The following is a 20,608-nucleotide window of genomic DNA, read 5'->3' as shown; positions in this document are numbered from 1 at the left end:
GTGAAACATGAAGAGACGATTGCCGGCCGGATGGCGCGCTGGTTCCATGCATCCCATGACCGAGGCCCCTTTGCGGCCGGACCGCAGGGGCGCGCGCTGGCGCAGATGGCCGTCGCCGACACCTTGGGCTGCATGTATGCCAGTCGCAATGATAACGTTGTCCGTGCCGTTGCAAGCGTTGCCGGGGCGCCGGGCGATGCCTGGCTGGTGACCGGCGGCACTGCCGATTCGGCCATGGCGGCGATGGTCAACGGCACCGCCGCGCATGCGTTGGATTACGACGACAATTTCGGACCGGGAATGTCCCATGCTTCCGCCGTGATCCTTCCCGCGCTGCTGGCGGTCTGCGACATCTCGCGACCCGGGCGCGATCTGATCGATGCCTATCTGGTGGCGCTGCAGGCGCAGGCATTCGTGGGGGCAGGGATGGGCCCCGGGCATTATGCCGCGGGTTGGCACGGCACATCCACGGTCGGATCGGTCGGCACAGCCGCCGGGGTTGCGCATCTTCTGGGCGCAGATACCGACGGTCTGCGCCGCGCCCTGACTTTGGCCTGCAGCTTCGCCTGTGGGACCAAGGGGCAGTTCGGCACGCCGGCCAAGCCTTTTCACGCGGGTCTTGCCGCGCGCAACGCTGTCGAGGCCGCCCGGCTTGCGCTTGCCGGGATCGAGGGAAGCCCCATAGCCCTCGAAGGCCCACAGGGCTTTTCCCACATGTTCCGCGGCCCGAATATGCCCGGCTATGACCCGCATGAAATCGAGGCGACCGATCGCAATGTCATCGAGACCGACGGGGTGGTGCCCAAGCTGCATCCCTGTTGCGGTTCGACCCATCTGATCATCGATGCCATCGCCGATCTGCGCGGGCAACATGACTTCTGCGCCGACGCGGTGCGTTCCATCGATGTCAGGGTCGGGATCGCGAATTTGCGCAACCTGCCATATACCCTTCCCGAAAACGAAATGCAGGCCCGCTTTTCAATGAATTATTGCGTTGCTGTGGCATTGCGGGAAGGGCATCTGACCTTGCAGGATTTCACGCCCGAGGCCGTGCGCGCCCGTCGCGGCGATCCTTTGCTGTCCTGTTTGACCATGACCTCCTGGACCGCCGAGGAGGAAGCCGCCGCCGATGGCGCGCGGCTGCCCCATCAGGTCACGCTGCGTCTGGCATCCGGCCAGACATATCGGGCCGAACGCCTTTTTGCCCGCGGGGACCTGCGCGATCCGTTCCCGGATGACGCGATGCGTGCCAAATTCATGGCCTGTTGCGACGAAGCGCCCTGGGCCAAAGGATTGCATGACTGGCTGATGGTGCTGGATCTGGCTCCCGATCTCAGGCAATTCGCACTGCTTTTCGGCAGATCTGATGGCCCTCGCTGACCGCGTTCCAGACGCTTTGGGCATAGCGGTCCATGTTGTGGCTTCGATAAAGGCGTATCTCGGTTTCAAGGTCGAATTCCGTTCCGCCGGCTCTGACGAGAATGCCGGATTTCAGGTCGTCGCCGATCATCATGCGGGGCAGCCAGCACATTCCGTGCCCCTGCCGGACCAAACCGTGGATCACCGCCGCCATCGAGTTGTCGCGGACCTTGCGGAGCCGGGGTCCAAGCCTGTCGAAGAACGGTGACAGGGCCTGCTGAAAAAAACTGCCCTTGGTATAGCCGCAATAGGCGATCTCGTCTTTGCTTTCAAATGACCACAGTGGCCCCCCATACCCGTCGGAACGGGTGACCGGCACCGCGGTTTCATGTCCCAGAACGATATACCGGTGGTGGCGCAGCGCCTGCAGGTCGGGCACGCGGTCATGGGCGAAGGTCAGCAGGAATTCGGCCTGTCCTCTCAGGAAGTTCCTGATATTGGCCGCCAGCAACGGTTCCGTGTTCAGCAGGTCTACCTGCCAGACCCGATCGGTTTCGTATTGCGCAAGCCAGCCCGGAAAGAAATGCAGCGCCAATGTGCTGAGCGCGATGAGATGGCATTTTTGGTCGGGGCGCCGGGCGTTGGGATGGCCGATGCCGTGAACCGTATCCATCTTTTCCAGAATGTCCTGCGCCAGTGGCAACAGCGCTTCGCCTGCCTCGGTCAGCGAGACTGGCTGGATGGCCCGGTCGAACAGGGCGGAGCCGACAAAGGCTTCCAAAGTGGCGATGCGGCGCGACAGAGTGGATTGTGACATGCTACGATCCCGTGCCGTGGTCGAGAAGTTACGGCTTTGCACGAGATGCAGAAAGTCCTTGAACAGGTCGGTATTTATCATTCTCCCGCCTTCGGTCTGACCCGGCGTTACCGCATTAAGGGCTCTGTCGGGCTTTGGTATCGATCAAGGCGGTGTTCGGCAAGAAGAGCGTTCCGGGAAGCCTTGCGCAGCAGGATGAACGTCGCCGCCCTGCTCGCGCAGGCGTCATATGTCCAGCGCGCGGCGAGCGATAATCCCGATACCCGCTTCGATATTGGCATCCTGGATCGAGGAATAGCCGAGACGGAAGAATGGGCAGGGATCGGGCGGGGTTTCGAAGAACACGTCCCCCGGCTCGATCAGCACGCCGTCTTCCTGCAGCCGCAGCGCCAGAAGGCGACTATCGATGCCGGACGGAGCCTCGATCCACATGCTGGATCCGCCGGACCGCGATGCCCCGGCGATCCGCAGTGATGTGCGCGCAAGAGCGGTCTTCATCAGTTCGCGCCGGTGTTTCAATGCGCCGCGCAGTCGCACGATATGCGCGTCGTAATGCCCCAGTGCCAGAAAATAGGCGGTGATGCGCTGCAAATGGTTCGGCGGATGGCGCAGCATGATCGAGCGCAGGCTGCGCGCCCGCGTGATCAGCGGGGCAGGCGCGACCATGTAGCCGATGCGCAACCCCGGGAACAGCGATTTCGAAAAGCTGCCGATATAGATGACCCGCCCCGCCTGATCCAGCGATTTCAACGCCGGGGCAGGTGGCGCCAGATAGGACATTTCGAAATCATAATCGTCCTCGACGATCAGGAAATCATGGCTGGCGGCGCGGGCCAGCAAATCGTGCCGCCTCTCCAGCGGCATGGTGGCGCCGGTCGGGATGTTGTGGCTGGGGGTGACGATGACCAGCCGGGTCCTCTCGGGCAGCATCTCGGGGTTCAGGCCGCCCTCATCCACGTTCAGGAAGGTGGTCGGGCTTTGCGCCCGGCGCAGGGTTTCGGCGAAGTCGGGATAGCCGGGTTCCTCGGTCACCGCCAGCCGGTCGCGGCGGGCCAGCAATTCGATGGCCAGAAACAATGCGTTCTGCGCCCCAAGCGTCACCAGAACCTCGTCTGGCTGCGCATGAATACCCCGGCGCGGCAAAGTGTTGGAGCAGATGAAATCGATCAGCAGAGGATCGTCGATTCCGTATTGATCCACCGCCAGATCGGAAAAATCCCGCGTCCCCCAGGCCCGCCGCGCGCAGTCGCGCCAGGCGTTGTGATCGAACAGGCTGGGATCGGGCTGCCCGTAGATGAACGGGTAGCGGTATTCGCGCCAGTTCGCGGGCTTGCGGATGACCCGTTGCTGCGGGTGATGATCCGCCAGCCAGCTTTCCCAGTCCAGCGTGGTGCCACCCCGCTGCGGCCGCTGAACCCGAAGCCTTCGATGCGGTACCGTTCCCGCCACCATGATCCCCGACCGGGCGCGGGTTTCCAGATAGCCCTGTCCGACAAGCTCTTGATAGACCAGCGTGACCGTCATCCGCGATAAGCCCAGCGCGGCGGCCAGACTGCGGCTTGACGGCAGCCGCATGCCGGGCCGGGCGCGGGTTTCCAGGATCGCGCGCACGATCGCGGCGGCCAGCCGGCCCTGCAGAGTCGGCGCATCCTTGTCGCGCAGGAAGATCATCTCGACGGGAATGCGAGCGCTCATCTGGACCTATCTTTGTTTCCAACTGGACCTATCCTGACGCGCCGTCACCTGCAACATCTTGCCACATCGGCGACCGCGAATAATGCGGCGCGACACACAACAAGGAGGTCTTCATGTCATTCATCACCCGGATCCTCGGTGGAACCGTGCTTGCCCTGTCTTTGGGCCTGCCTGCTCTTCCCGCCGCAGCGACCGAATACCGCATCGCCGTCGGTGACGGCGCCGGCGGTACGCAAGAGGCGCTTGGCAAGGCCTTTGCCGAAGCGCTTCAGGAAAAATCCGGCGGCGAGATGACCGGCCGATTGTTCCTCAACGGTCAGCTGGGTGACGAACAGGACACCGTCACCGCCGCTGCGACCGGCACGCTGGATTTCTCGATCCTCGCGATCAACAACGTCATGCCGTTTTCCCCCAGTGTCGGCACGCTGACCCTGCCTTATGTCATCCTGAGCCAGGACGATGCCGAGACCCTGACCCAGGGCGAGATCGGCCAGCAGATGATCGAGCAGACCATCAATGACGCCGGGGTGCGTATCATTGCCTGGGGCTATTCGGGCTTTCGCGTGCTGACTAATTCCAAGCGCCCGGTGGCAAGCGTGGCCGATATGCAGGGGCTGGTGGTCCGTGTGCCGCGCAACGAGATCATGATCGAAAGCTACAAGTCATGGGGTATCAACCCGACCCCGATGGCATGGGGCGAAACCTTTGCCGCGCTGCAACAGGGCGTCGTGGACGGGCAGGACAACCCCTACATGACCATCAATGCGATGAAATTCGACGAGGTTCAGAAGCATATCACGAACCTGCGCTATATCTTCTCGATCGAGCCGCTGATCGTCTCGGAAAGCCTGTTCCAAAGCCTGTCGCCGGAACAGCAGCAGCAGGTATTGGAGGCCGGGCAGGAGGCGACGCAGTTCTCGGCGTCGTTCCTGCGCGAGGAAGAAGACAAGATCAAGGCCGATCTGGTCGAGCGCGGCATGGAAATCACCGAGCCCGCAGATGACGAACAGGAATTCATCGAGCTGGCCACAACGACCGTATGGCCGAAATTCTATGACCAGATCGGCGGCAAGGACGTGCTGAATGGTGTGCTGGCCGCGCTGGGACGCGATCCGGTCGAATAGGAACAGGCCGGCAGCAGCAGCGGGCGCCGCCATGTCGCCCGTCGCTGCCATTTCCCGCCCGTCACTCTTTTGAACCTTCAGCGGAGGGCAGTCATGTCTACGCTCTGGACACATCTGGACAAGCTTGAAAGCTATATATGCCGTGCTTTGCTGGCGGTTTTCGTGACGCTGTTATTCGCGCAGATCGTTGCCCGGCAACTGTTCGGCTTCTCGGTCACCTGGATCGAGGAACTCTCGGTGATCCTGTTCGTCTGGTTCGCCTATTTCGGCGCTTCCTACGCCGCGCGGGTATCGGCGCATAACCGGGTCCTGTTTCATCTGAAGGCCATGCCGCGCCGGACCGCCCGGATCATCGAGGCGATCGGCGACCTGATCTGGGTCGGCTTCAACATTGTCTTCATCTGGCAGGCCACCATCTTCATCAGCCGGTTGCGGCCCTTCGTGAAGGCCCAGACCCTGGGCTGGGAGATGCGCTATGTCTATCTGGTGCTGCCCATCGCATTCGCGTTGATGACCATCCGTATCCTGCAGGTGAATTATCTCAAGCTTGTCATGGGGAAGGATCCGCATGACCCGGACAAGGTCGAGATCGAGGAAATGCTTGAACTGGCCGAGGACGAGCAGAGAGCCTACGAGCGGGAGCGCAGGAAATGAACGACTACCTTCTAGAGGTCCTGTTCGGCGCCTTCGTCCTGCTGATGGCGCTGGGCGCGCCGATTACCGTGGCCCTGGGCGTCGCGGCGCTGGCCGCCATGCTTTATCTGGGCGACAGTCCGATCAAGATGGTGCAGATGGCCTGGTCCTCGGTGGGGACCTTCCCGCTGATGGCGCTGCCCTCCTTCATCCTTGCCGGCGCATTGATGGAGGCCGCGGGCCTGTCGCGGCGGCTGATCAACGTGGCCGAAAGCCTTGCGGGGCCCTTTACCGGCGGTCTTTCCGCCGCCACGGTCCTGGCCTGCCTTTTCTTCGGCGCGATTTCGGGTTCGGGCCCCGCGACAACGGCCGCCGTCGGGATGCTGATGATCCCGGCCATGGTCCGTTCCGGCTACGGCAAGGATTACGCCGGGTCGGTGACCGCGGCGGCGGGCGGTCTGGGCATCGTCATCCCGCCCTCGATCCCGATGGTCATCTTCGGCATCTCGGCCATGGGCATCGCGCCCGCACCCGAAGCGGTCGAGGCGCATGGCCAGTTCCAGTCCGTCTCGATCTCGAAACTGTTCATCGCCGGATTTCTGCCGGGCGTGGTGATGGCGGGCGGATTGCTGATCATGAACTATATCCGTTGCCGGATGCAGGGCTTCCGCGGCTCGGCCGAGCCCTTGTCGCTGCGCAAGTTCTTTTGCGCGTGCTATCAGGGCTTCTGGGCGCTGCTTGCCCCGGTGATTATCCTGGGCGGCATCTATGGCGGTTTCTTCACCCCGACCGAGGCCGCGATCATCGCCATTTTCTACACGCTGTTCATCGGCGCGGTGATCTATCGTGAGCTTGACCTGCACGAGATCGGCAAGGCGCTGGAGGCAACCACATGGCTTTCCGGCCGTGTGCTGCTGGTGCTGTTCTCGGCGACGATCTTCGGCCGGGTCCTGGTCGAGAACGGCGTTCCCGACATGATCGCCGGAAGCGTGCTTGCCCTGACGACAAATATCTATGCCATCTGGGCATTGATCATCGGGTTGCTGCTGATCGTCGGTATGTTCATGGAGACGCTGGCCGCAATCATGATCCTTGTGCCGGTGATGTTGCCGGTCGCCTATATGGTCGGCATCGATCCGATCCATTTCGGCATCGTCATGATCTGCACGCTGTCGGTCGGATTCCAGACCCCCCCGCTGGGCGAGAACCTGTTCATCGCCTCGGGCATTTCCGGGGCCTCGATCGAGCGGCTCAGCATGCGCGCACTGCCCTTCGCCCTCGCCTCTACCGGCGCGATCTTCGTCATTGCCTGTTTCCCCCAGATTGCCCTGTGGCTGCCACGGGTGCTGGGCTACTGACCCAAGGAGAATTTCATGTCCCATAAACTGACAGCCAAGGATTTGCAGGCCACCTTCGATGCCTTCAACCGCCATGACATCACCGGGGTGATGACCCATTTTGCCGAGGATTGCGTGTTCTATACCGTCGCGGGCGACCACGAATACGGCAACCGGATCGAGGGCAGGGATGCCATTGCAAAGGCTTTCGAAGGCGTCTGGACCGCGATGCCGGACGTGCAATGGGCCGATCACAGCCATTTCCTGTCCGAGGACGGCACGCGCGGCGTCAGCCAATGGACATTCCGCGCCACCAATCCGGATGGCACCCGGACCGAGGTGCAGGGCGTGGATTTGTTCCGGATCAGGGATGGCAGGATTATCGAGAAACAGGCCATCCGCAAGCAGCGCCCGGCGATTCCGGTCCCGGCTGCTCCGGCAGGGTGAGGCCGCCATGCAGGCAATCCCGAAACGCGCGGGTTCGATCGATTTCGACCCGTTCTACGATCCGATGACCGCACCCGCACTGGGTCCGCGCAGCGACTATGCGCCAAGCTACTGGATCGGCACCGCCGGTCCTGCGCCCGAGGATGACGGCCCGGTCACGGGCGATATGGATGCCGATGTGGTGGTGATCGGATCGGGCTATACTGGCCTGTCCTGCGCGATCCATCTGGCCAAGATGCACGGCATCAAGGCCACGGTATTAGAGGCGAACGGCGTCGCCTATGGCTGCTCGACCCGCAATGGCGGACAGGCGCAGATCAGTTCCGGCCGGCTGAAGCGCAGCCAGTGGATCGACCGCTGGGGTCTGGACGTGGCCAGGGGGCTTCATACAGAGATCAGCGAAGCCTTCGACCTGTTCCGGGGGCTGATCCGCGACCACGCGATCGATTGCGATCCTCAGGATGGCGGGCATTATTACATCGCCCACAAGGAATCGGTCCTGCCGTCGCTGGAAACGGAAGCCGCATTGCTGCGCAACAGCTTCGGCTATGATGCCCGGATCCTGACCCGCGATGAGCTGCACCAGACCGTCGCCCGCGACATGGAGGCTCATGGCGCGATGTGGGAACCCGACGGCCTTGGCGTCCATGCCGCCAGACTGGCCTTCGGCTATCTGCGGGTGGCGCGGGAACTTGGGGCGAAGGTCCATACCGACAGCCCCGTGCAGGGTTGGGACTATCGCGACGGGATTCATCATCTGCGCATACCGGGCGGCACCGTCCGCGCCCGCCGGGTAGCGGTGGCGACGGCGGCCTATGCGCCGCGGGGGCTGCATCCGCAACTGAAGGACCGGCTGATGCCTATCATGTCGAACAGCATCGTCACCCGCGTGCTGGACGCCGGTGAACTGGAAGCCATCGGCATCCGGAAGCTTTCGCCGCTGACGGATACGCGGACGCTGCGCCATTATTACCGCCTGCTGCCCGACAACCGGCTGCAAATCGGTTCACGCGCCGCGATTACCGGGCGTGATGCGGCAAATCCTACGCATCTGGACGCTTTGCGTGAGGGCATGGCCCGCAAATTCCCCGCCCTGCGCGGGATCGAACTGGATTACAGTTGGTGGGGCTGGGTGGATGTCAGCCATGACATGATGCCCCGCATCACCGGCCTGCCCGACCTGCCGGGCGCGTTCTATGCGCTTGGCTATGGCGGTAACGGCGTGATGTATTCCGCAATGGCCGGACGCCGCATGGCGCAGCTTGTCGCGGGGGAAACCCTGCCCGACCTGCCGATCTTCAACAACGAATTGCCGCATGAGGGCTGGAAGACGCCGTTCCGGCGGCTTGGTCAATGGGGCCTCTATAAACTCTACCACTTCCGCGATGAGCGCAGATAAGGAGCGATTTTGATGCGAATGACGACTGAGGAGTCTTTTGTTAAGGTATTGCAGCTTCACGGTATCGAGCATGCGTTCGGGATCATCGGTTCTGCGATGATGCCTGTGAGCGATCTTTTTCCGCGTGCGGGGATCCGTTTCTGGGACTGCGCGCATGAGACGAATGCGGGTCTGATGGCGGATGGTTTCACGCGCTCGACGGGAAAGATGTCGATGGCGATCGCGCAGAACGGGCCGGGGGTGACGGGTTTCGTGACGCCGGTCAAGACGGCCTATTGGAACCATACGCCGCTTTTGCTGGTGACGCCGCAGGCGGCGAACAGGACGATCGGTCAGGGCGGGTTCCAGGAGATGGAGCAGATGCGGCTTTTCGCGGATTGCGTCTGCTATCAGGAAGAGGTGCGCGACCCTTCGCGCATTCCCGAGGTGCTGAACCGGGTGATCATGCAGGCCTGGCGCAACTCGGCGCCGGCGCAGATCAATATCCCGCGGGATATGTGGACGCAGGTGATCGATGTGGATCTGCCGCAGGTGGTGGCGTTTGAGCGGCCCTCGGGCGGCGAGCAGGCGGTGGCCGAGGCGGCAAGGCTGCTGTCGGAGGCCGATTTCCCGGTGATCCTGTCGGGGGCGGGCGTGGTGCTGTCGGGGGCGATCCCCGATCTGGTCGGGCTGGCCGAGCGTCTGGATGCGCCGGTCTGCAGCAATTATCAGCATAATGACAGCTTCCCCGGCGCGCATCCGCTGGCCATGGGCCCTCTGGGCTATAACGGCTCGAAGGCGGCGATGGAGATCATCGCGCAGGCCGATGTGGTGCTGGCGCTGGGCACGCGGCTCAATCCGTTCTCGACCCTGCCGGGCTATGGGATCGACTACTGGCCGAAGGAGGCGAAGATCATCCAGGTCGATATCAATGCCGACCGGATCGGGCTGACCAAGAAGGTGACGGTGGGTATCCAGGGCGATGCGGGCAAGGTGGCGCGGAGCGTTCTGGCGCAGCTTTCGGAGAGCGCCGGCGATCAGGGGCGCCAGGAGCGGCGCGATCTGGTGGCGCAGACCAAATCGCGCTGGGCGCAGGAACTGTCGAGCCTGGATCACGAGGATGACGATCCGGGCACCGAATGGAATGCCGGCGCGCGCATCCGCGATGCCGGGCTGATGTCGCCCCGTCAGGCCTGGCGGGCGATCATGCAGGCGGTGCCGAAAGACGCGATCATCAGCAGCGATATCGGCAATAACTGCGCCATCGGCAACGCCTATCCCAGCTTCGGGGCGGGGCGCAAATATCTGGCTCCCGGCCTGTTCGGCCCCTGCGGCTATGGCTTCCCGGCGATCCTGGGCGCCAAGCTTGGCAATCCCGGCACGCCGGTGATCGGCTTCGCGGGGGATGGCGCTTTCGGGATCTCGATGAACGAGATGACCGCCTGCGGGCGCGACGACTGGCCGGCGATCACCATGGTGATCTTCCGCAATTATCAATGGGGCGCGGAGAAGCGGAACACGACGCTGTGGTACGACAACAATTTCGTCGGCACGGAACTGGACCGCGGCACCTCTTATGCCGGGATCGCGCAGGCCTGCGGGGCGCGGGGCGTGCAGGTGAGCTCGCAGGAAGAGCTGACTTCGGCGCTGCATGAGGCGGTCGAACGGCAGATGGCGGCGCGGGAGACCACCTTTATCGAGGTGCTGCTGAACCAGGAGCTGGGCGAGCCTTTCCGCCGCGACGCGATGACGAAGCCGGTGGTTGTGGCGGGGATCGATCCCGCCGATATGCGCCCGCAGCAGGGCGCTGCATGAGCCCCCCCGCATGACGCTCCCCGCATGAGCGGCGCCGGCGGGATGTCCGCTGGCTCTCTTTCCGCGGGCTGGCGATCATGAGGAGAACGGCCCCGCTCCCCTCGCGGCCCGCTTCTTTCGCGGCATGTGCCGGGGGTCGTCTGTCCCGGATTTGCCGCTCTGGTTCCGGTGGCGGTGACGGCGCAATGCCTGCCCGGAGATTCCGGCGCGCCCGCTGCGGTGACCGTCTTTCACCGTCACTGGCCCGCATGTCACAGCATGAGGAAGATCCATGAAACCGCTGGAACGCATCCTGTCCGATGCCCGCGCCACTCCGCGCCATATCATCCTGCCCGAGGGCGGGGACCCGCGCGTGGCCGGGGCCGCGCTGCGGCTGACGCAGGAGGGGCTGGCGCGGATCACATTGATGGACGGGCCGGATTTGCCGGGGGTGAGGGGCCTGCGCGCGGCGGATGCGCCCGATCTGGCCGAGCTTGCCGGTCACTGGCATCGCCTGCGGGCGCCGAAGGGCATGACGGCGGCCCGGGCGCTGGAGGAGATGCGCGACCCGATCCGTCAGGCGGCGATGCGGGTGCGGCTGGGTCAGGCCGACGGCACGGTGGGCGGGGCGGTGGCCACCACGGCCGAGACCGTGCGCGCGGCCCTGCAGGTCATCGGCCGGGCGCCGGATGCGGGGATCGTCAGCAGCTTCTTCCTGATGCTGTCCTGCGCGAAGGAGGCGCCGGTCCGGGGCGGGATGATCTTCGCCGATTGCGGTCTGGTGGTCGCGCCCGATGCGGATGAGCTGGCCGCCATCGCGCTTTCGGCGGCCGGAAGCTGCCGGCAGGTGCTGGCCGAGACGCCGCGGATCGCGCTGCTGAGCTTCTCGACCGCCGGCTCGGCCGAGCATCCCAGCCTGATCAGGCTTCACGAGGCGCTGGCCCTGATCCGCGCCGCCGATCCCGATCTGGAGGTGGATGGCGAGATTCAGTTCGACGCGGCGCTTGACGGGGCGATCCGGGCCCGCAAGGCCCCCGGCAGCCGGTTGACCGGGCGCCCGAACGTGTTCATCTTCCCCGATCTGGCCGCCGGCAATATCGGCTACAAGATCGCCCAGCGCCTGGGCGGACTGACCGCCATCGGCCCGATCCTCCAGGGCCTGGACAAGCCCGCAAACGATCTGTCGAGAGGATGCACGACCGAGGACATCATATACGCCGCCGCGATCACCGCAGTGCAGGCCGGTAAACATCAACAACACAGCCCCGATCCCGCAAAAGCACAGGCAGCACACAACCGGACAATGTGAGAGGCGAGGTCCCGCAACAAAGGGCAGCGGGAGGAAGGTGCTACAAATCCAGGACAAGCGGGCAGTGATCCGAGACCTCGGGGTCATGGACCACATCGAATGCCCGCACCGCCCCCGGCTGATTGATCAGCATGTAATCGGCGAATTTTCCGGGCTTCCTGTAATGAGAGGTCCGGGTGCTTTCGAAGCCGCCGCTTCTTACGAGTTCGGTCATTCCCGATTGTTCCAGAAGGGCGATGGTTTCGCTGTCCGGCTCTACATTGAAATCGCCGCAGATCACGGCAAGATCGTCGGACCGCGATACCTGCCGCGAGATTTCCAGCAGCCGGCGGGCCTGTGCCGCGCGTTCGGCCGTATCCATCTTTCCCTTGAGATCGCGCAGGCCGTGCATATGGGTGACGCTGATCGTCCGGTCGGCGCTGTCATCATGGATACGAACGCCATGCGCATTTCTTGAACGCGGATGTTCGCCAAAGCCATCGGGCGAGAAATCCTTGTGCACGAATCCCTGAACCTGTCCTATGATGGTATGCGATCTGTGAACGAAGGTCGCCAGCCCCCATTGCGAGGGAACAGGCTTGTCATCATCCCACAGAACCCCTTGGGCCGCGGGGCAGAAGATTGCGATGTGGTCGGGCAGAACTTCGCAGATATCCCTGAAGAAATTCGCCCTTTGCGCAAGCACGTGATCACCATCCCTGTATGTCAGCCATTCCTTTTCACTGCCGGGGCTGTGGATGACTTCCTGAAGGCATAAAAGATCCGGGCTGTTCACGGACAGATAGGCGGCCAATTCGACGTGCAGCTTTCCTCCCCAGCCGTTGAGACATGTGATCCGCAATGTGTCCCCCTCGGGTTAATGGGCCATGCCGGGTTACATATCGAAAGCCGGTTACGGTATCCATCGGGCAGAGCCATGCGATGCCGTAACCCCGCAACAAGGTTACTGTGGCAGGAAAGTCGCAATTTCCGATAAAAACACTCAATCAATTTTCTCTGGTAACGGGCATCGCTATGGTGCCGCACACGCGCCAGCTGCGCAACATGTTGCCCTGACAGGAGATCTGAATTGCTTAATCGCTTTCTGGGAGTGCTGCTTGCCGGCACGGTTCTGCCTTCATTCGTCCTTGCGCAGGAAACCGTGGTGCTGGACGAGATCGTGCTGAATGCCGAAAGTGGCGATACGCTGGATCAATATGGCTATCTTGCCCGGTCAGGTCGTCAGGCGATGCGGATCGATACCGAAATCAAGCGCCTGCCGCAGTCGGTCAGTGTCATCACGCAGGATCAGCTTGAAGATCAGGCCCCGCGCACCATGCTTGAGGCGCTTAGCTATACGTCGTCGGCAACGCCGGGCGTGTTTGGCTTCGACACCCGCTACGACGCCTTTTACCTGCGCGGTTTCCCTGCCTATCAGACCGGGGTGTTCCGCGACGGGTTGCGCAGCTTCAACGGGCTTTCATCGTGGTACCGGAACGATCCCTATACGCTGGAAGGCATCGCGGTGCTGAAAGGCCCGGCATCCTCGATGTTCGGAGTCAGTACGCCGGGCGGGGTGGTGAATCTTGTCAGCAAGCGGCCCAAGGATACACCTTTCCACGAAACCAGCCTTAGTTATGGCAGCAATGCGCGGACGCAGGCATCGGTGGATTTTACCGGGCCGCTGGATGAGGACGGGAACCTGCTTTACCGCTTTACCGTGGTGGCGCGCGATGCCGATACGCATCTGGACGGTTATGCCGACGACCATGTGTTGATTGCGCCTTCGGTTTCCTATCAGATTTCCGACACCCAGAAGCTGCTGGTCATGGGCGAATATGCCAAAAGCCGCACCGGCGCGATGGCATATAACTGGTTCGACAGCAGTCTTCCCGCATCGGACTGGAAGGTGACGGATGAGCCTGCGGGCGATCCTGATTACAATATCTACGATCAGGAACAATTCCTGCTGGGTTATGAATATACGCAGGATCTGGGCAGTAGCACACAGTTCCGCCAAAGCTATCGCTATACGAAAGTGCGCAGCGACATGCGCTATGCCGCCCGGGCGGGCACATCGGCAGAGGATCTGGTTCCGGTCAAGTGGACGCGCTACCATGAAGTTGCCAGCACGCATGTGATCGACGCCATGCTTGAGCATCGGTTCGAGACCGGCAGCTTCGCCCATACCCTGGCCTTCGGTGCGGATTACACGCTGGCGAAATATGACGCGCATACCGGCAGCACGGTGTTGGGGCAGGCGGCAAACGATGCCATGGATGTGCCGTTTTCTGCCTGGCGGAAGCAGACGCAAAAAGGTATCTACCTTGCCGACCAGATCGAGAGGGACGCACTGACCATCTCGGCCTCGGCGCGATATGACTGGGTGACGACGGATTATGCCGACGTGGATTCTGAGACTGGTGAACTCGCTTCAGGTCAGCAGAAGGATGAAGCCTTTACCGGCCGTTTGGGCGTTTCCTATGAATTCGCCAATGGCCTGACGCCATTTGCCAATATATCCACCTCATTCGCGCCGAATATCAGTCAGGTCTATGAAAACACCTCGGATAGCAGAGGCGCTCCGGCCGAGGCGACCGAGGCGTTGCAAAAGGAAATCGGCCTGAAATACGAATTGCCGGACGGCAATACGATGATTACCGCTTCCGTGTTCGATATCCGACAGGATCATGGCATGGTGCTGGTCGTGGGGGATGACGAGCGCAATCGCGGCATAGATTACAACCTGACCTCGCGCGGGTTCGAGCTGGAGGCGAACAGCACCCTGGACAATGGCCTGAATCTTGTCGCCTCCTATACGCATATGAAAGTGACGATCGACAAGGGAACCAAGGGGACCAAGGGCAAGGAATTGTCGGGCACGCCCAATAACACGCTGTCGCTGTTTGCCAAATACGCCATCCCCTCGGGTGCGATGGAGAATCTCTCAGTGATGGGCGGCATTCGGTATGTCGGCAAAAGCTTCGGGAACGATACCAACACAATGCGCAACTCCAGCCGTACCTATGTCGATCTTGGCCTTTCCTATGATTTTGCGAAGCAAGGCCATGCGGGAACGCTGCTGCAACTGAACGTGCGCAATCTGCTGGACCGCAGGGAACAGACCTGCACCGCCGGCTGGTGTTACCAGGATGAGGGTCGCACCATCGACCTGAATCTGTCGCGCCGCTTCTGACAGCGCTGCGGATACGGACCCGAGCGATGAGAAACGCCCTTCCGGTTGCCCTGATCTCGTTGGGCGGGCTTTATGTCGCGCAAAGCGTCATCGGCGGTTTCATGTGGACGGCCCTGCCTGCCTATCTGCGCAGTCAGGGTATGGCGCTGGACCATCTTGGCCTGCTGTCGCTGCTGGTGCTGCCATGGGCTTTGAAAATGCTGTGGAGCCCTCAGGTCGAAAGCTGGCGCCGTCCCGCTCCGGGCAGGACCCGGACGCGCGGCGTCATCATGTTCGGCTGGGCCGCAACCGTGCTGATCGGGATCATGCTGATCCGGGCGGAGACCGCGCCTTTCGCGGTCATGCTGACCGGGCTGATGCTGATCGCCACGGCGACCGCCACGGTCGATATCGCCTGCGATGGTCATGCGGTCGAAGCGTTTTCGCCCAAGGATTACGGCTGGGCCAATGCGATGCAGGTGGGCGGCGCCTATGTCGGCGCGGCCCTTGGCGGAGGGTTGGTGCTGGTGGCGCTTGGCTGCTGGGGCTGGGGGCCGGGCATGGTGACGATGCTTGCCCTGATGCTTGCCTGCAGCATGCCCTTTGTGCTGCTTCGCCAGCCCCGCCCTTTGGGGCCGCCCGCACCCGCCGGACCCAGCCTGCGGGCGGCATTGGTACGGCCCACGACCTTGCAGGGGCTTGCGGTTACCGCGCTTTACGTTTCGGCCATGAAATCCTCGACCGGGTATTTCGGGCCATTTCTGGTGGATAACGGCTTCAGCCTGACCGATATCGGCGTTTTCGGCGCGACCGGAGCGATGATCACCGGGCTGGCAGGGGCATTGCTGGGCGGGGTGATCGTATCCGCCCTTGGCGCGCCTTTCGTGCTTCTGGCGGCGCTTGGGGCGCAGGCGGTGGTGCTGATCTATTGCCTGCTTGCCGCTTCGGGTGTGGCAATGCTGGTACCGGGATTGCCGTGGATGGTGCAGATCGTTTCGCCCGCCTTCATGGCGGTCGGGTTCGTGGCGCTATATGCGCGGTTCATGGCATGGTCCGATCCCGCGCAGGCCGGCGTCGACTTCACCATATTCCAATGCGCCGACGCTTTGATAAGCATGGCATTCGGAATGCTTGCGGGACAGATCATCCATTGGCTGGGCTATCCCGCACAATTCGGGCTGTCGCTGCTTCTGTCAGCAGTCTGTTTCGCGAAGCTGAAAGCCTTGCTGCCCGCGCCGATACAGGCAGGCTGATCGAGACGTGTTTCCGGGCGGTTCCGTTTGACGCGGGCTTTGATCAACAAACGTCACGCCCCTGACGCTGCGGCGCATATCCAGATTTCCGAGCGTCACTTCGCGCGAGCCACGGCTGTGGTCGCGCGCATGATCAATTCGGCCTCGAAGCGGGTGCGGACAAGGAAATCTTCCTCGGTCCGGTCAACGGCGGCGGCCAGATGCTCTGCCGCAATCGCGCCGATCCGCCGCGCCGGGATGCGCACGGTCGTCAGGGCAGGCTCCAGTTCCGCAGAGCCCGCGAAATCGCCTATGCCGATGATCGAGATATCCTTCGGCACCGACAGACCAAGCTTCAACGCCGCGTAGATCGCCCCTTGCGCGATGACATCATTGCCGCATAACAGCGCCGTCGGCCGATCCTGCCGTGCCAGCAGATCGAGGCAGGCATCTTTCGCCTGTGCGATGCTGTAGGGGGTCTGTATCTGCCAAATTTCGTCAAGGTCGGCTTGGGCGGCGCGGAAACGCTCGAAGGCAGCCGATTTCCGGGAACGGGCGCGGTCGTTCTCGCCGGTCGAGGGGAAGATCGTGCCGATACGGCGATGCCCCAGCATGATGAGATGATCGGCCGCGATATTCCCGATCTCGGCATTGTTCACGCCGACGCAGGAGACCGGTGAAGCCGCGTCGAAATTCCAGATTGCCAGGGTGGGCACGTTCTGCTCGCGCAGTACCCGATAGGTGTCCGCGCTGTGATCCAGGCCGATCAATGCCAAAGCATCGACCCGATGTTCCAGCAATTTGCGCACCAGCCCGTATTCCGTATCCAGATCATAGCCATGTGACGCGAGAAGCAGGGTGAAACCGCGTTCGCTGACCGCGTCGTTGAATGCCTGAACCAGTTCGGCAAAGATCGCATAGGCCACCGTTGGCACCACGAGTCCGATGGTGCCGCTGCGCCGCCCGTGGATCGTCTGCGCGGCGCGATTGCGGATATATCCGGATTTGCGAATCGCCTGATCGATCTTTTTGCGGGTCGCCGGTTGCACCAGATCGGGATGATTCAGTGCCCGCGAGACCGTCGCGGCAGAGACGCCAGCAAGGTTTGCAACGGAAACGATATCTGTTTTATGCTTTTGTTTTTTCATTATTTATATGACCTCTATACAAAATTAATGAAAACATTTGCATAACTATTTTCATCCCTTATCGTCAGATTCGCAAGTCGGTAACCGCTTTTTTGCAAACGACAAGGCGGCGGATCCGGCAGCCGGTTTCCGGCCGGCTTCATCGTTCAGAAGCAAAGGTATGTGGCGCATATGAATGTTCCCGATGATTTGTTGGCGGTAGATTCCATGATGGCGCAGGCACGCGCCGCGCAGGCCGGGTATGAGGCGGGCGGAAGTCAGCAACGCTATGACCGGGCGGCGCAGGCTGCCGGATGGGCGATCATGGAGCCGGGACGCAACCGGCAACTGGCCGAACTGGCGGTGCAGACGACCGGGCTTGGCAATGTCGCCGACAAGATCATCAAGAACCATCGCAAGACGCTTGGCCTGATGCGGGATATCCGCGGGGCGCAGACCTTTGGCATCCTGTCGGACGATCCTGCGACCGGCATCGTGGAAATTGCGCGTCCCATCGGGGTGATCGGCGCTGTGGTCCCTTCGACCAATCCAGCCGCCACGCCGGCGAACAATGTCATCAATGCGTTGAAATGCGGGAATGCGATCATCCTGTCGCCCTCGCCCAAAGGGGTCGCGTGCTGCGAATTGTTGCTGGAATTCATCCATGCGGAGTTCGACAGGATCGGCGAGGACAGGCGGCTGGTGCAGATGCTGCCTGCGCCGGGATCCAAGGCCAAGACGCAGCGCCTGCTGGAAACCGCCGATCTGGTCGTCGTCACCGGCAGTCAGGACAATGTGCGCCGGGCTTACGAAAGCGGCACACCGGCAATCGGGGTGGGCGCGGGGAATGTCGCCGTGATCGTGGATGAAACCGCGGATCTGGCGAGCGCGGCGGGCAAGATCGCTGCGTCCAAGACGTTCGACAACGCGACCTCCTGTTCCTCGGAGAACGCCCTGATCGTGCCGGATAGCGTCTTCGATGATTTCCGTGCCGCGCTTGAGGCCGAAGGCGGCGCCGTCATTCCGCCCTCTGAAGAGCAGGAGATCGTTTCGCGGCTGTGGCCCGATGGCCATCTGAACCGCGAGATCATTGCCAGCGATGCCGATGTGCTTCTGGAAAAGCTGGGGCTGTCGGACCGGTTGCCGGCCAGCACCCGTTTCATTGCTGTCGAGACCGCGGGCATCGGCCCCGATCACCCGCTATCCGGCGAAAAGCTTAGCCGCGTCGCGGCGCTGTACCGGGCGCGGGATTTCGAGGATGCGGTGGATATCGCCCACCGTATCCTTGCCCATCAGGGGACGGGACATTCCATCGGCCTGCATACGCAGGACGATGAACGCGCGATCAGCATGGGCCAGAGCCTTCCGGTCTGCCGCGTCATCGTCAATCAGGCACATTGTTTCGCGACAGGCGGCGCTTTCGACAACGGATTGCCGTTCTCGCTGTCGATGGGTTGCGGAAGCTGGGGCGGCAACTCTATCGATTCCAACCTGCATTGGCGGAATTTCATGCAGCGTACCCGTATCGTGCGGCAGATCCCGCCACGCGAACCGACCGTGGAAGAGATTTTCGGCGAATACTGGGCGGAGGCCGGAGAATGAGGTTCGATCCCGACCTGCCGCCCGCGGGAACGGTGCGCGACTGGCTGGATTTCCGCGCCGGTAACGATCCGGACGGGATCAGCCATATCTTTGCCGATGACGATACCCGCATGAGCTGGTCCGAATTGCGCGATGCCGCCCGGGATATCGCCGTGCGGCTTGCGGGACTGGGAGTGGCGCCGGGTGAAAGCGTTGCACTGATGCTGCCGAACGGGCGCAACGCGGTCGCGGGCCTGTTCGGCGCGCTTTACGGCGGGTTCAGGGCGACGATGATCAACCTTGTCGCGGGCGCGGATGCGATAGGCTATGCGCTTGGCCATTCCGGCGCGCGGATCGTGCTGGTTGCGGCGTCGCAGCACGAATTGCTGGAACAGGCGCTTGACGGAAACGGCGGGCCATTGGTGATCGTCGCATCCGATGAGAGCGGATTCTCCTGGCCCGCAGATGCCGTGCCCGGTGAGTTGTGCCTTCATGATGCCTCGGACCATGCCCTGCTGATGTACACTTCGGGGACGACCGGGCGTCCCAAAGGGGTGCTGCACAGCCATTCGAGCCTTCTTGCAGGCGGATGGACCTCGGCGAAAGCGCATGAACTGACGCGTGCGGACCGGGCGATGTGCGTCCTGCCGATCTATCACATCAACGGGTTATGCGTGACGATCATGGCGCCGCTTGTCTCAGGCGGTGCGGCGATCGTTTGCGAACGTTTTTCGGCCAGCCGGTTCTGGCAGGTTTGTGCGCAGCACGGGGCAACATGGTTTTCGGTCGTCCCGACGATCATTTCACATCTCCTGCATGGCACACAGATGCCCGATAAGGCCGTGCGCGAGCGTATCCGGTTCGGCCGCTCGGCTTCCGCGGCCCTGGCCGTCGAGGTGCAGAACGCCTTCGAAGAGCGGTTCGGCATTCCCATCATCGAAACGATGGGGCTGACGGAAACGGCGGCGCAGATCCTGTCGAACCCCTTGCCGCCGGGGCTGCGCAAGATCGGCTCGCCCGGTATGGGCATCGGCGTCGAGGTCGCGATCATGTCCGGCGACATGGCGCCCCTGCCTGCCGGAGCCGAGGGAGAGATATGCGTGCGGGGGCCGAATATCATGCGGGGCTATCTGAATAATCCCGAGGCGACCGCCGTCGCACTAACGCCGGATGGCTGGCTGCGAACCGGCGATCTGGGCCGGATCGACGAGGATGGTTATGTTTTCGTCACAGGCCGTCTGAAAGAGCTGATCATCAAGGGCGGCGAGAACATCGCCCCGCGCGAGATCGACGAGGCGCTTTATGCGCTGCCGGATGTGATCGAAGCCGCGGCCTTCGCGCGCAAATGCACCACCTATGGCGAACGCGTCGAGGCCGCCGTGGTCCTGTGCGAGGGATCGATGCTCAGGGCCGAGGACATCTCGCTTCTATGCGAGAAGCGCCTGGGCAAGTTCAAGACGCCGGATGTCATTCATCTGCTGCGCGAATTACCGAAAGGACCATCCGGCAAGATTCAACGCCTGCGGCTGGCACAAATGACCGAGTGACGCCGCGCCTGCCCATGGGAGGGAATGGGGCGGGGGAGCCCCATGAGGGATGTCGGTCACAAAGGGAGGAGACA

16 protein-coding genes are annotated in these 20,608 nt (G+C 62.5%); 12 read left to right on the top strand and 4 right to left on the bottom strand.

Going from position 1 to position 20,608, the window contains the following annotated elements; genetic code table 11:
- The gene (locus D3P04_RS12985; RefSeq protein ID WP_232844997.1) at positions 1-1,380 is read left to right on the top strand and encodes an MmgE/PrpD family protein; all 1,380 of its coding nucleotides are present in this window, start codon (positions 1-3) and stop codon (positions 1,378-1,380) included.
- Here the strand turns inward: D3P04_RS12985 and D3P04_RS12980 are convergent.
- Positions 1,334-2,257 (bottom strand): LysR family transcriptional regulator, encoded by a 924-nt coding sequence (locus D3P04_RS12980; RefSeq protein WP_119749540.1) that lies wholly within the window; start codon positions 2,255-2,257, stop codon positions 1,334-1,336. The two genes, D3P04_RS12985 and D3P04_RS12980, sit on opposite strands and share 47 nt — an antisense overlap.
- A 144-nt stretch (positions 2,258-2,401) precedes the next feature.
- Positions 2,402-3,871 carry a MocR-like pyridoxine biosynthesis transcription factor PdxR gene (gene pdxR / locus D3P04_RS12975; RefSeq protein WP_119749538.1) on the bottom strand — a complete coding sequence of 490 codons (1,470 nt, stop codon included), beginning with the start codon at positions 3,869-3,871 and terminating at the stop codon, positions 2,402-2,404.
- Between the two features lie 113 nt (positions 3,872-3,984).
- On the opposite strand from pdxR, the gene D3P04_RS12970 reads away from it, so the two are divergent.
- The 7 genes from D3P04_RS12970 (at position 3,985) to D3P04_RS12940 (ending at position 11,893) form a co-directional block, all read left to right on the top strand.
- Complete coding sequence (locus D3P04_RS12970; protein WP_119749536.1) at positions 3,985-4,995, top strand: TRAP transporter substrate-binding protein; 1,011 nt, start codon at positions 3,985-3,987, stop codon at positions 4,993-4,995.
- A 93-nt stretch (positions 4,996-5,088) separates the two neighbouring features.
- On the top strand, positions 5,089-5,649 hold the full coding sequence (locus tag D3P04_RS12965) for a TRAP transporter small permease (protein WP_119749534.1): 561 nt from the start codon (positions 5,089-5,091) through the stop codon (positions 5,647-5,649).
- Positions 5,646-6,986, top strand: a complete 1,341-nt coding sequence (locus D3P04_RS12960; protein WP_119749532.1) for a TRAP transporter large permease — start codon at positions 5,646-5,648, stop codon at positions 6,984-6,986. The genes D3P04_RS12965 and D3P04_RS12960 overlap by 4 nt, the downstream gene beginning before the upstream one ends.
- A 15-nt stretch (positions 6,987-7,001) precedes the next feature.
- Positions 7,002-7,412 (top strand): nuclear transport factor 2 family protein, encoded by a 411-nt coding sequence (locus D3P04_RS12955; RefSeq protein WP_119749530.1) that lies wholly within the window; start codon positions 7,002-7,004, stop codon positions 7,410-7,412.
- A 7-nt stretch (positions 7,413-7,419) separates the two neighbouring features.
- Positions 7,420-8,811, top strand: a complete 1,392-nt coding sequence (locus tag D3P04_RS12950) for an NAD(P)/FAD-dependent oxidoreductase (protein WP_119749528.1) — start codon at positions 7,420-7,422, stop codon at positions 8,809-8,811.
- 12 nt (positions 8,812-8,823) lie between these two features.
- Positions 8,824-10,605, top strand: a complete 1,782-nt coding sequence (gene xsc / locus D3P04_RS12945; protein WP_119749526.1) for a sulfoacetaldehyde acetyltransferase — start codon at positions 8,824-8,826, stop codon at positions 10,603-10,605.
- A gap of 271 nt (positions 10,606-10,876) precedes the next feature.
- Positions 10,877-11,893, top strand: a complete 1,017-nt coding sequence (locus tag D3P04_RS12940; protein WP_119749524.1) for a phosphate acetyltransferase — start codon at positions 10,877-10,879, stop codon at positions 11,891-11,893.
- Between the two features lie 40 nt (positions 11,894-11,933).
- On the opposite strand, the gene D3P04_RS12935 is transcribed toward D3P04_RS12940, so the two are convergent.
- A complete protein-coding gene (locus D3P04_RS12935; RefSeq protein ID WP_119749522.1) occupies positions 11,934-12,734 on the bottom strand; it encodes an endonuclease/exonuclease/phosphatase family protein in 801 nt (266 codons plus the stop codon).
- A 228-nt stretch (positions 12,735-12,962) separates the two neighbouring features.
- Between D3P04_RS12935 and D3P04_RS12930 the strand changes: the two genes are divergently transcribed.
- Entirely contained in the window at positions 12,963-15,068 is a 2,106-nt protein-coding gene (locus tag D3P04_RS12930) for a TonB-dependent siderophore receptor (RefSeq protein ID WP_119749520.1), read from the top strand.
- A gap of 26 nt (positions 15,069-15,094) precedes the next feature.
- The gene (locus tag D3P04_RS12925; protein ID WP_119749518.1) at positions 15,095-16,300 is read left to right on the top strand and encodes an MFS transporter; all 1,206 of its coding nucleotides are present in this window, start codon (positions 15,095-15,097) and stop codon (positions 16,298-16,300) included.
- A 95-nt stretch (positions 16,301-16,395) separates the two neighbouring features.
- Here the strand turns inward: D3P04_RS12925 and D3P04_RS12920 are convergent, their stop codons facing one another.
- Positions 16,396-17,427, bottom strand: a complete 1,032-nt coding sequence (locus D3P04_RS12920) for a LacI family DNA-binding transcriptional regulator (RefSeq protein WP_119749516.1) — start codon at positions 17,425-17,427, stop codon at positions 16,396-16,398.
- Between the two features lie 171 nt (positions 17,428-17,598).
- Here D3P04_RS12920 and sauS point away from each other — a divergent pair, with 171 nt between their 5' ends.
- Both sauS and D3P04_RS12910 read left to right on the top strand, forming a co-directional pair.
- Positions 17,599-19,008, top strand: coding sequence for an acylating sulfoacetaldehyde dehydrogenase (gene sauS, locus D3P04_RS12915; RefSeq protein WP_119749668.1), 1,410 nt, complete (start codon positions 17,599-17,601; stop codon positions 19,006-19,008).
- Positions 19,005-20,534 carry an AMP-binding protein gene (locus tag D3P04_RS12910; RefSeq protein WP_119749514.1) on the top strand — a complete coding sequence of 510 codons (1,530 nt, stop codon included), beginning with the start codon at positions 19,005-19,007 and terminating at the stop codon, positions 20,532-20,534. The genes sauS and D3P04_RS12910 overlap by 4 nt, the downstream gene beginning before the upstream one ends.
- The last annotated feature ends 74 nt before the right edge of the window (positions 20,535-20,608 follow it).

It is taken from the genome of Paracoccus onubensis (assembly GCF_003591515.1).
Taxonomy (GTDB): domain Bacteria; phylum Pseudomonadota; class Alphaproteobacteria; order Rhodobacterales; family Rhodobacteraceae; genus Paracoccus; species Paracoccus onubensis.
This window is presented reverse-complemented; position numbering and strand designations above follow the sequence as displayed.

Bases quoted from the DNA above. Each gene is read 5' to 3' on its own strand.
- pdxR (WP_119749538.1), bottom strand. From the start codon at position 3,871: ATGAGCGCTCGCATTCCCGTCGAGATGATCTTCCTGCGCGACAAGGAT.
- D3P04_RS12925 (WP_119749518.1), top strand. From the start codon at position 15,095: ATGAGAAACGCCCTTCCGGTTGCCCTGATCTCGTTGGGCGGGCTTTAT.
- D3P04_RS12955 (WP_119749530.1), top strand. From the start codon at position 7,002: ATGTCCCATAAACTGACAGCCAAGGATTTGCAGGCCACCTTCGATGCC.
- D3P04_RS12980 (WP_119749540.1), bottom strand. From the start codon at position 2,257: ATGATAAATACCGACCTGTTCAAGGACTTTCTGCATCTCGTGCAAAGC.
- D3P04_RS12965 (WP_119749534.1), top strand. From the start codon at position 5,089: ATGTCTACGCTCTGGACACATCTGGACAAGCTTGAAAGCTATATATGC.
- D3P04_RS12950 (WP_119749528.1), top strand. From the start codon at position 7,420: ATGCAGGCAATCCCGAAACGCGCGGGTTCGATCGATTTCGACCCGTTC.
- D3P04_RS12920 (WP_119749516.1), bottom strand. From the start codon at position 17,427: ATGAAAAAACAAAAGCATAAAACAGATATCGTTTCCGTTGCAAACCTT.
- xsc (WP_119749526.1), top strand. From the start codon at position 8,824: ATGCGAATGACGACTGAGGAGTCTTTTGTTAAGGTATTGCAGCTTCAC.
- sauS (WP_119749668.1), top strand. From the start codon at position 17,599: ATGAATGTTCCCGATGATTTGTTGGCGGTAGATTCCATGATGGCGCAG.
- D3P04_RS12960 (WP_119749532.1), top strand. From the start codon at position 5,646: ATGAACGACTACCTTCTAGAGGTCCTGTTCGGCGCCTTCGTCCTGCTG.
- D3P04_RS12970 (WP_119749536.1), top strand. From the start codon at position 3,985: ATGTCATTCATCACCCGGATCCTCGGTGGAACCGTGCTTGCCCTGTCT.
- D3P04_RS12940 (WP_119749524.1), top strand. From the start codon at position 10,877: ATGAAACCGCTGGAACGCATCCTGTCCGATGCCCGCGCCACTCCGCGC.
- D3P04_RS12910 (WP_119749514.1), top strand. From the start codon at position 19,005: ATGAGGTTCGATCCCGACCTGCCGCCCGCGGGAACGGTGCGCGACTGG.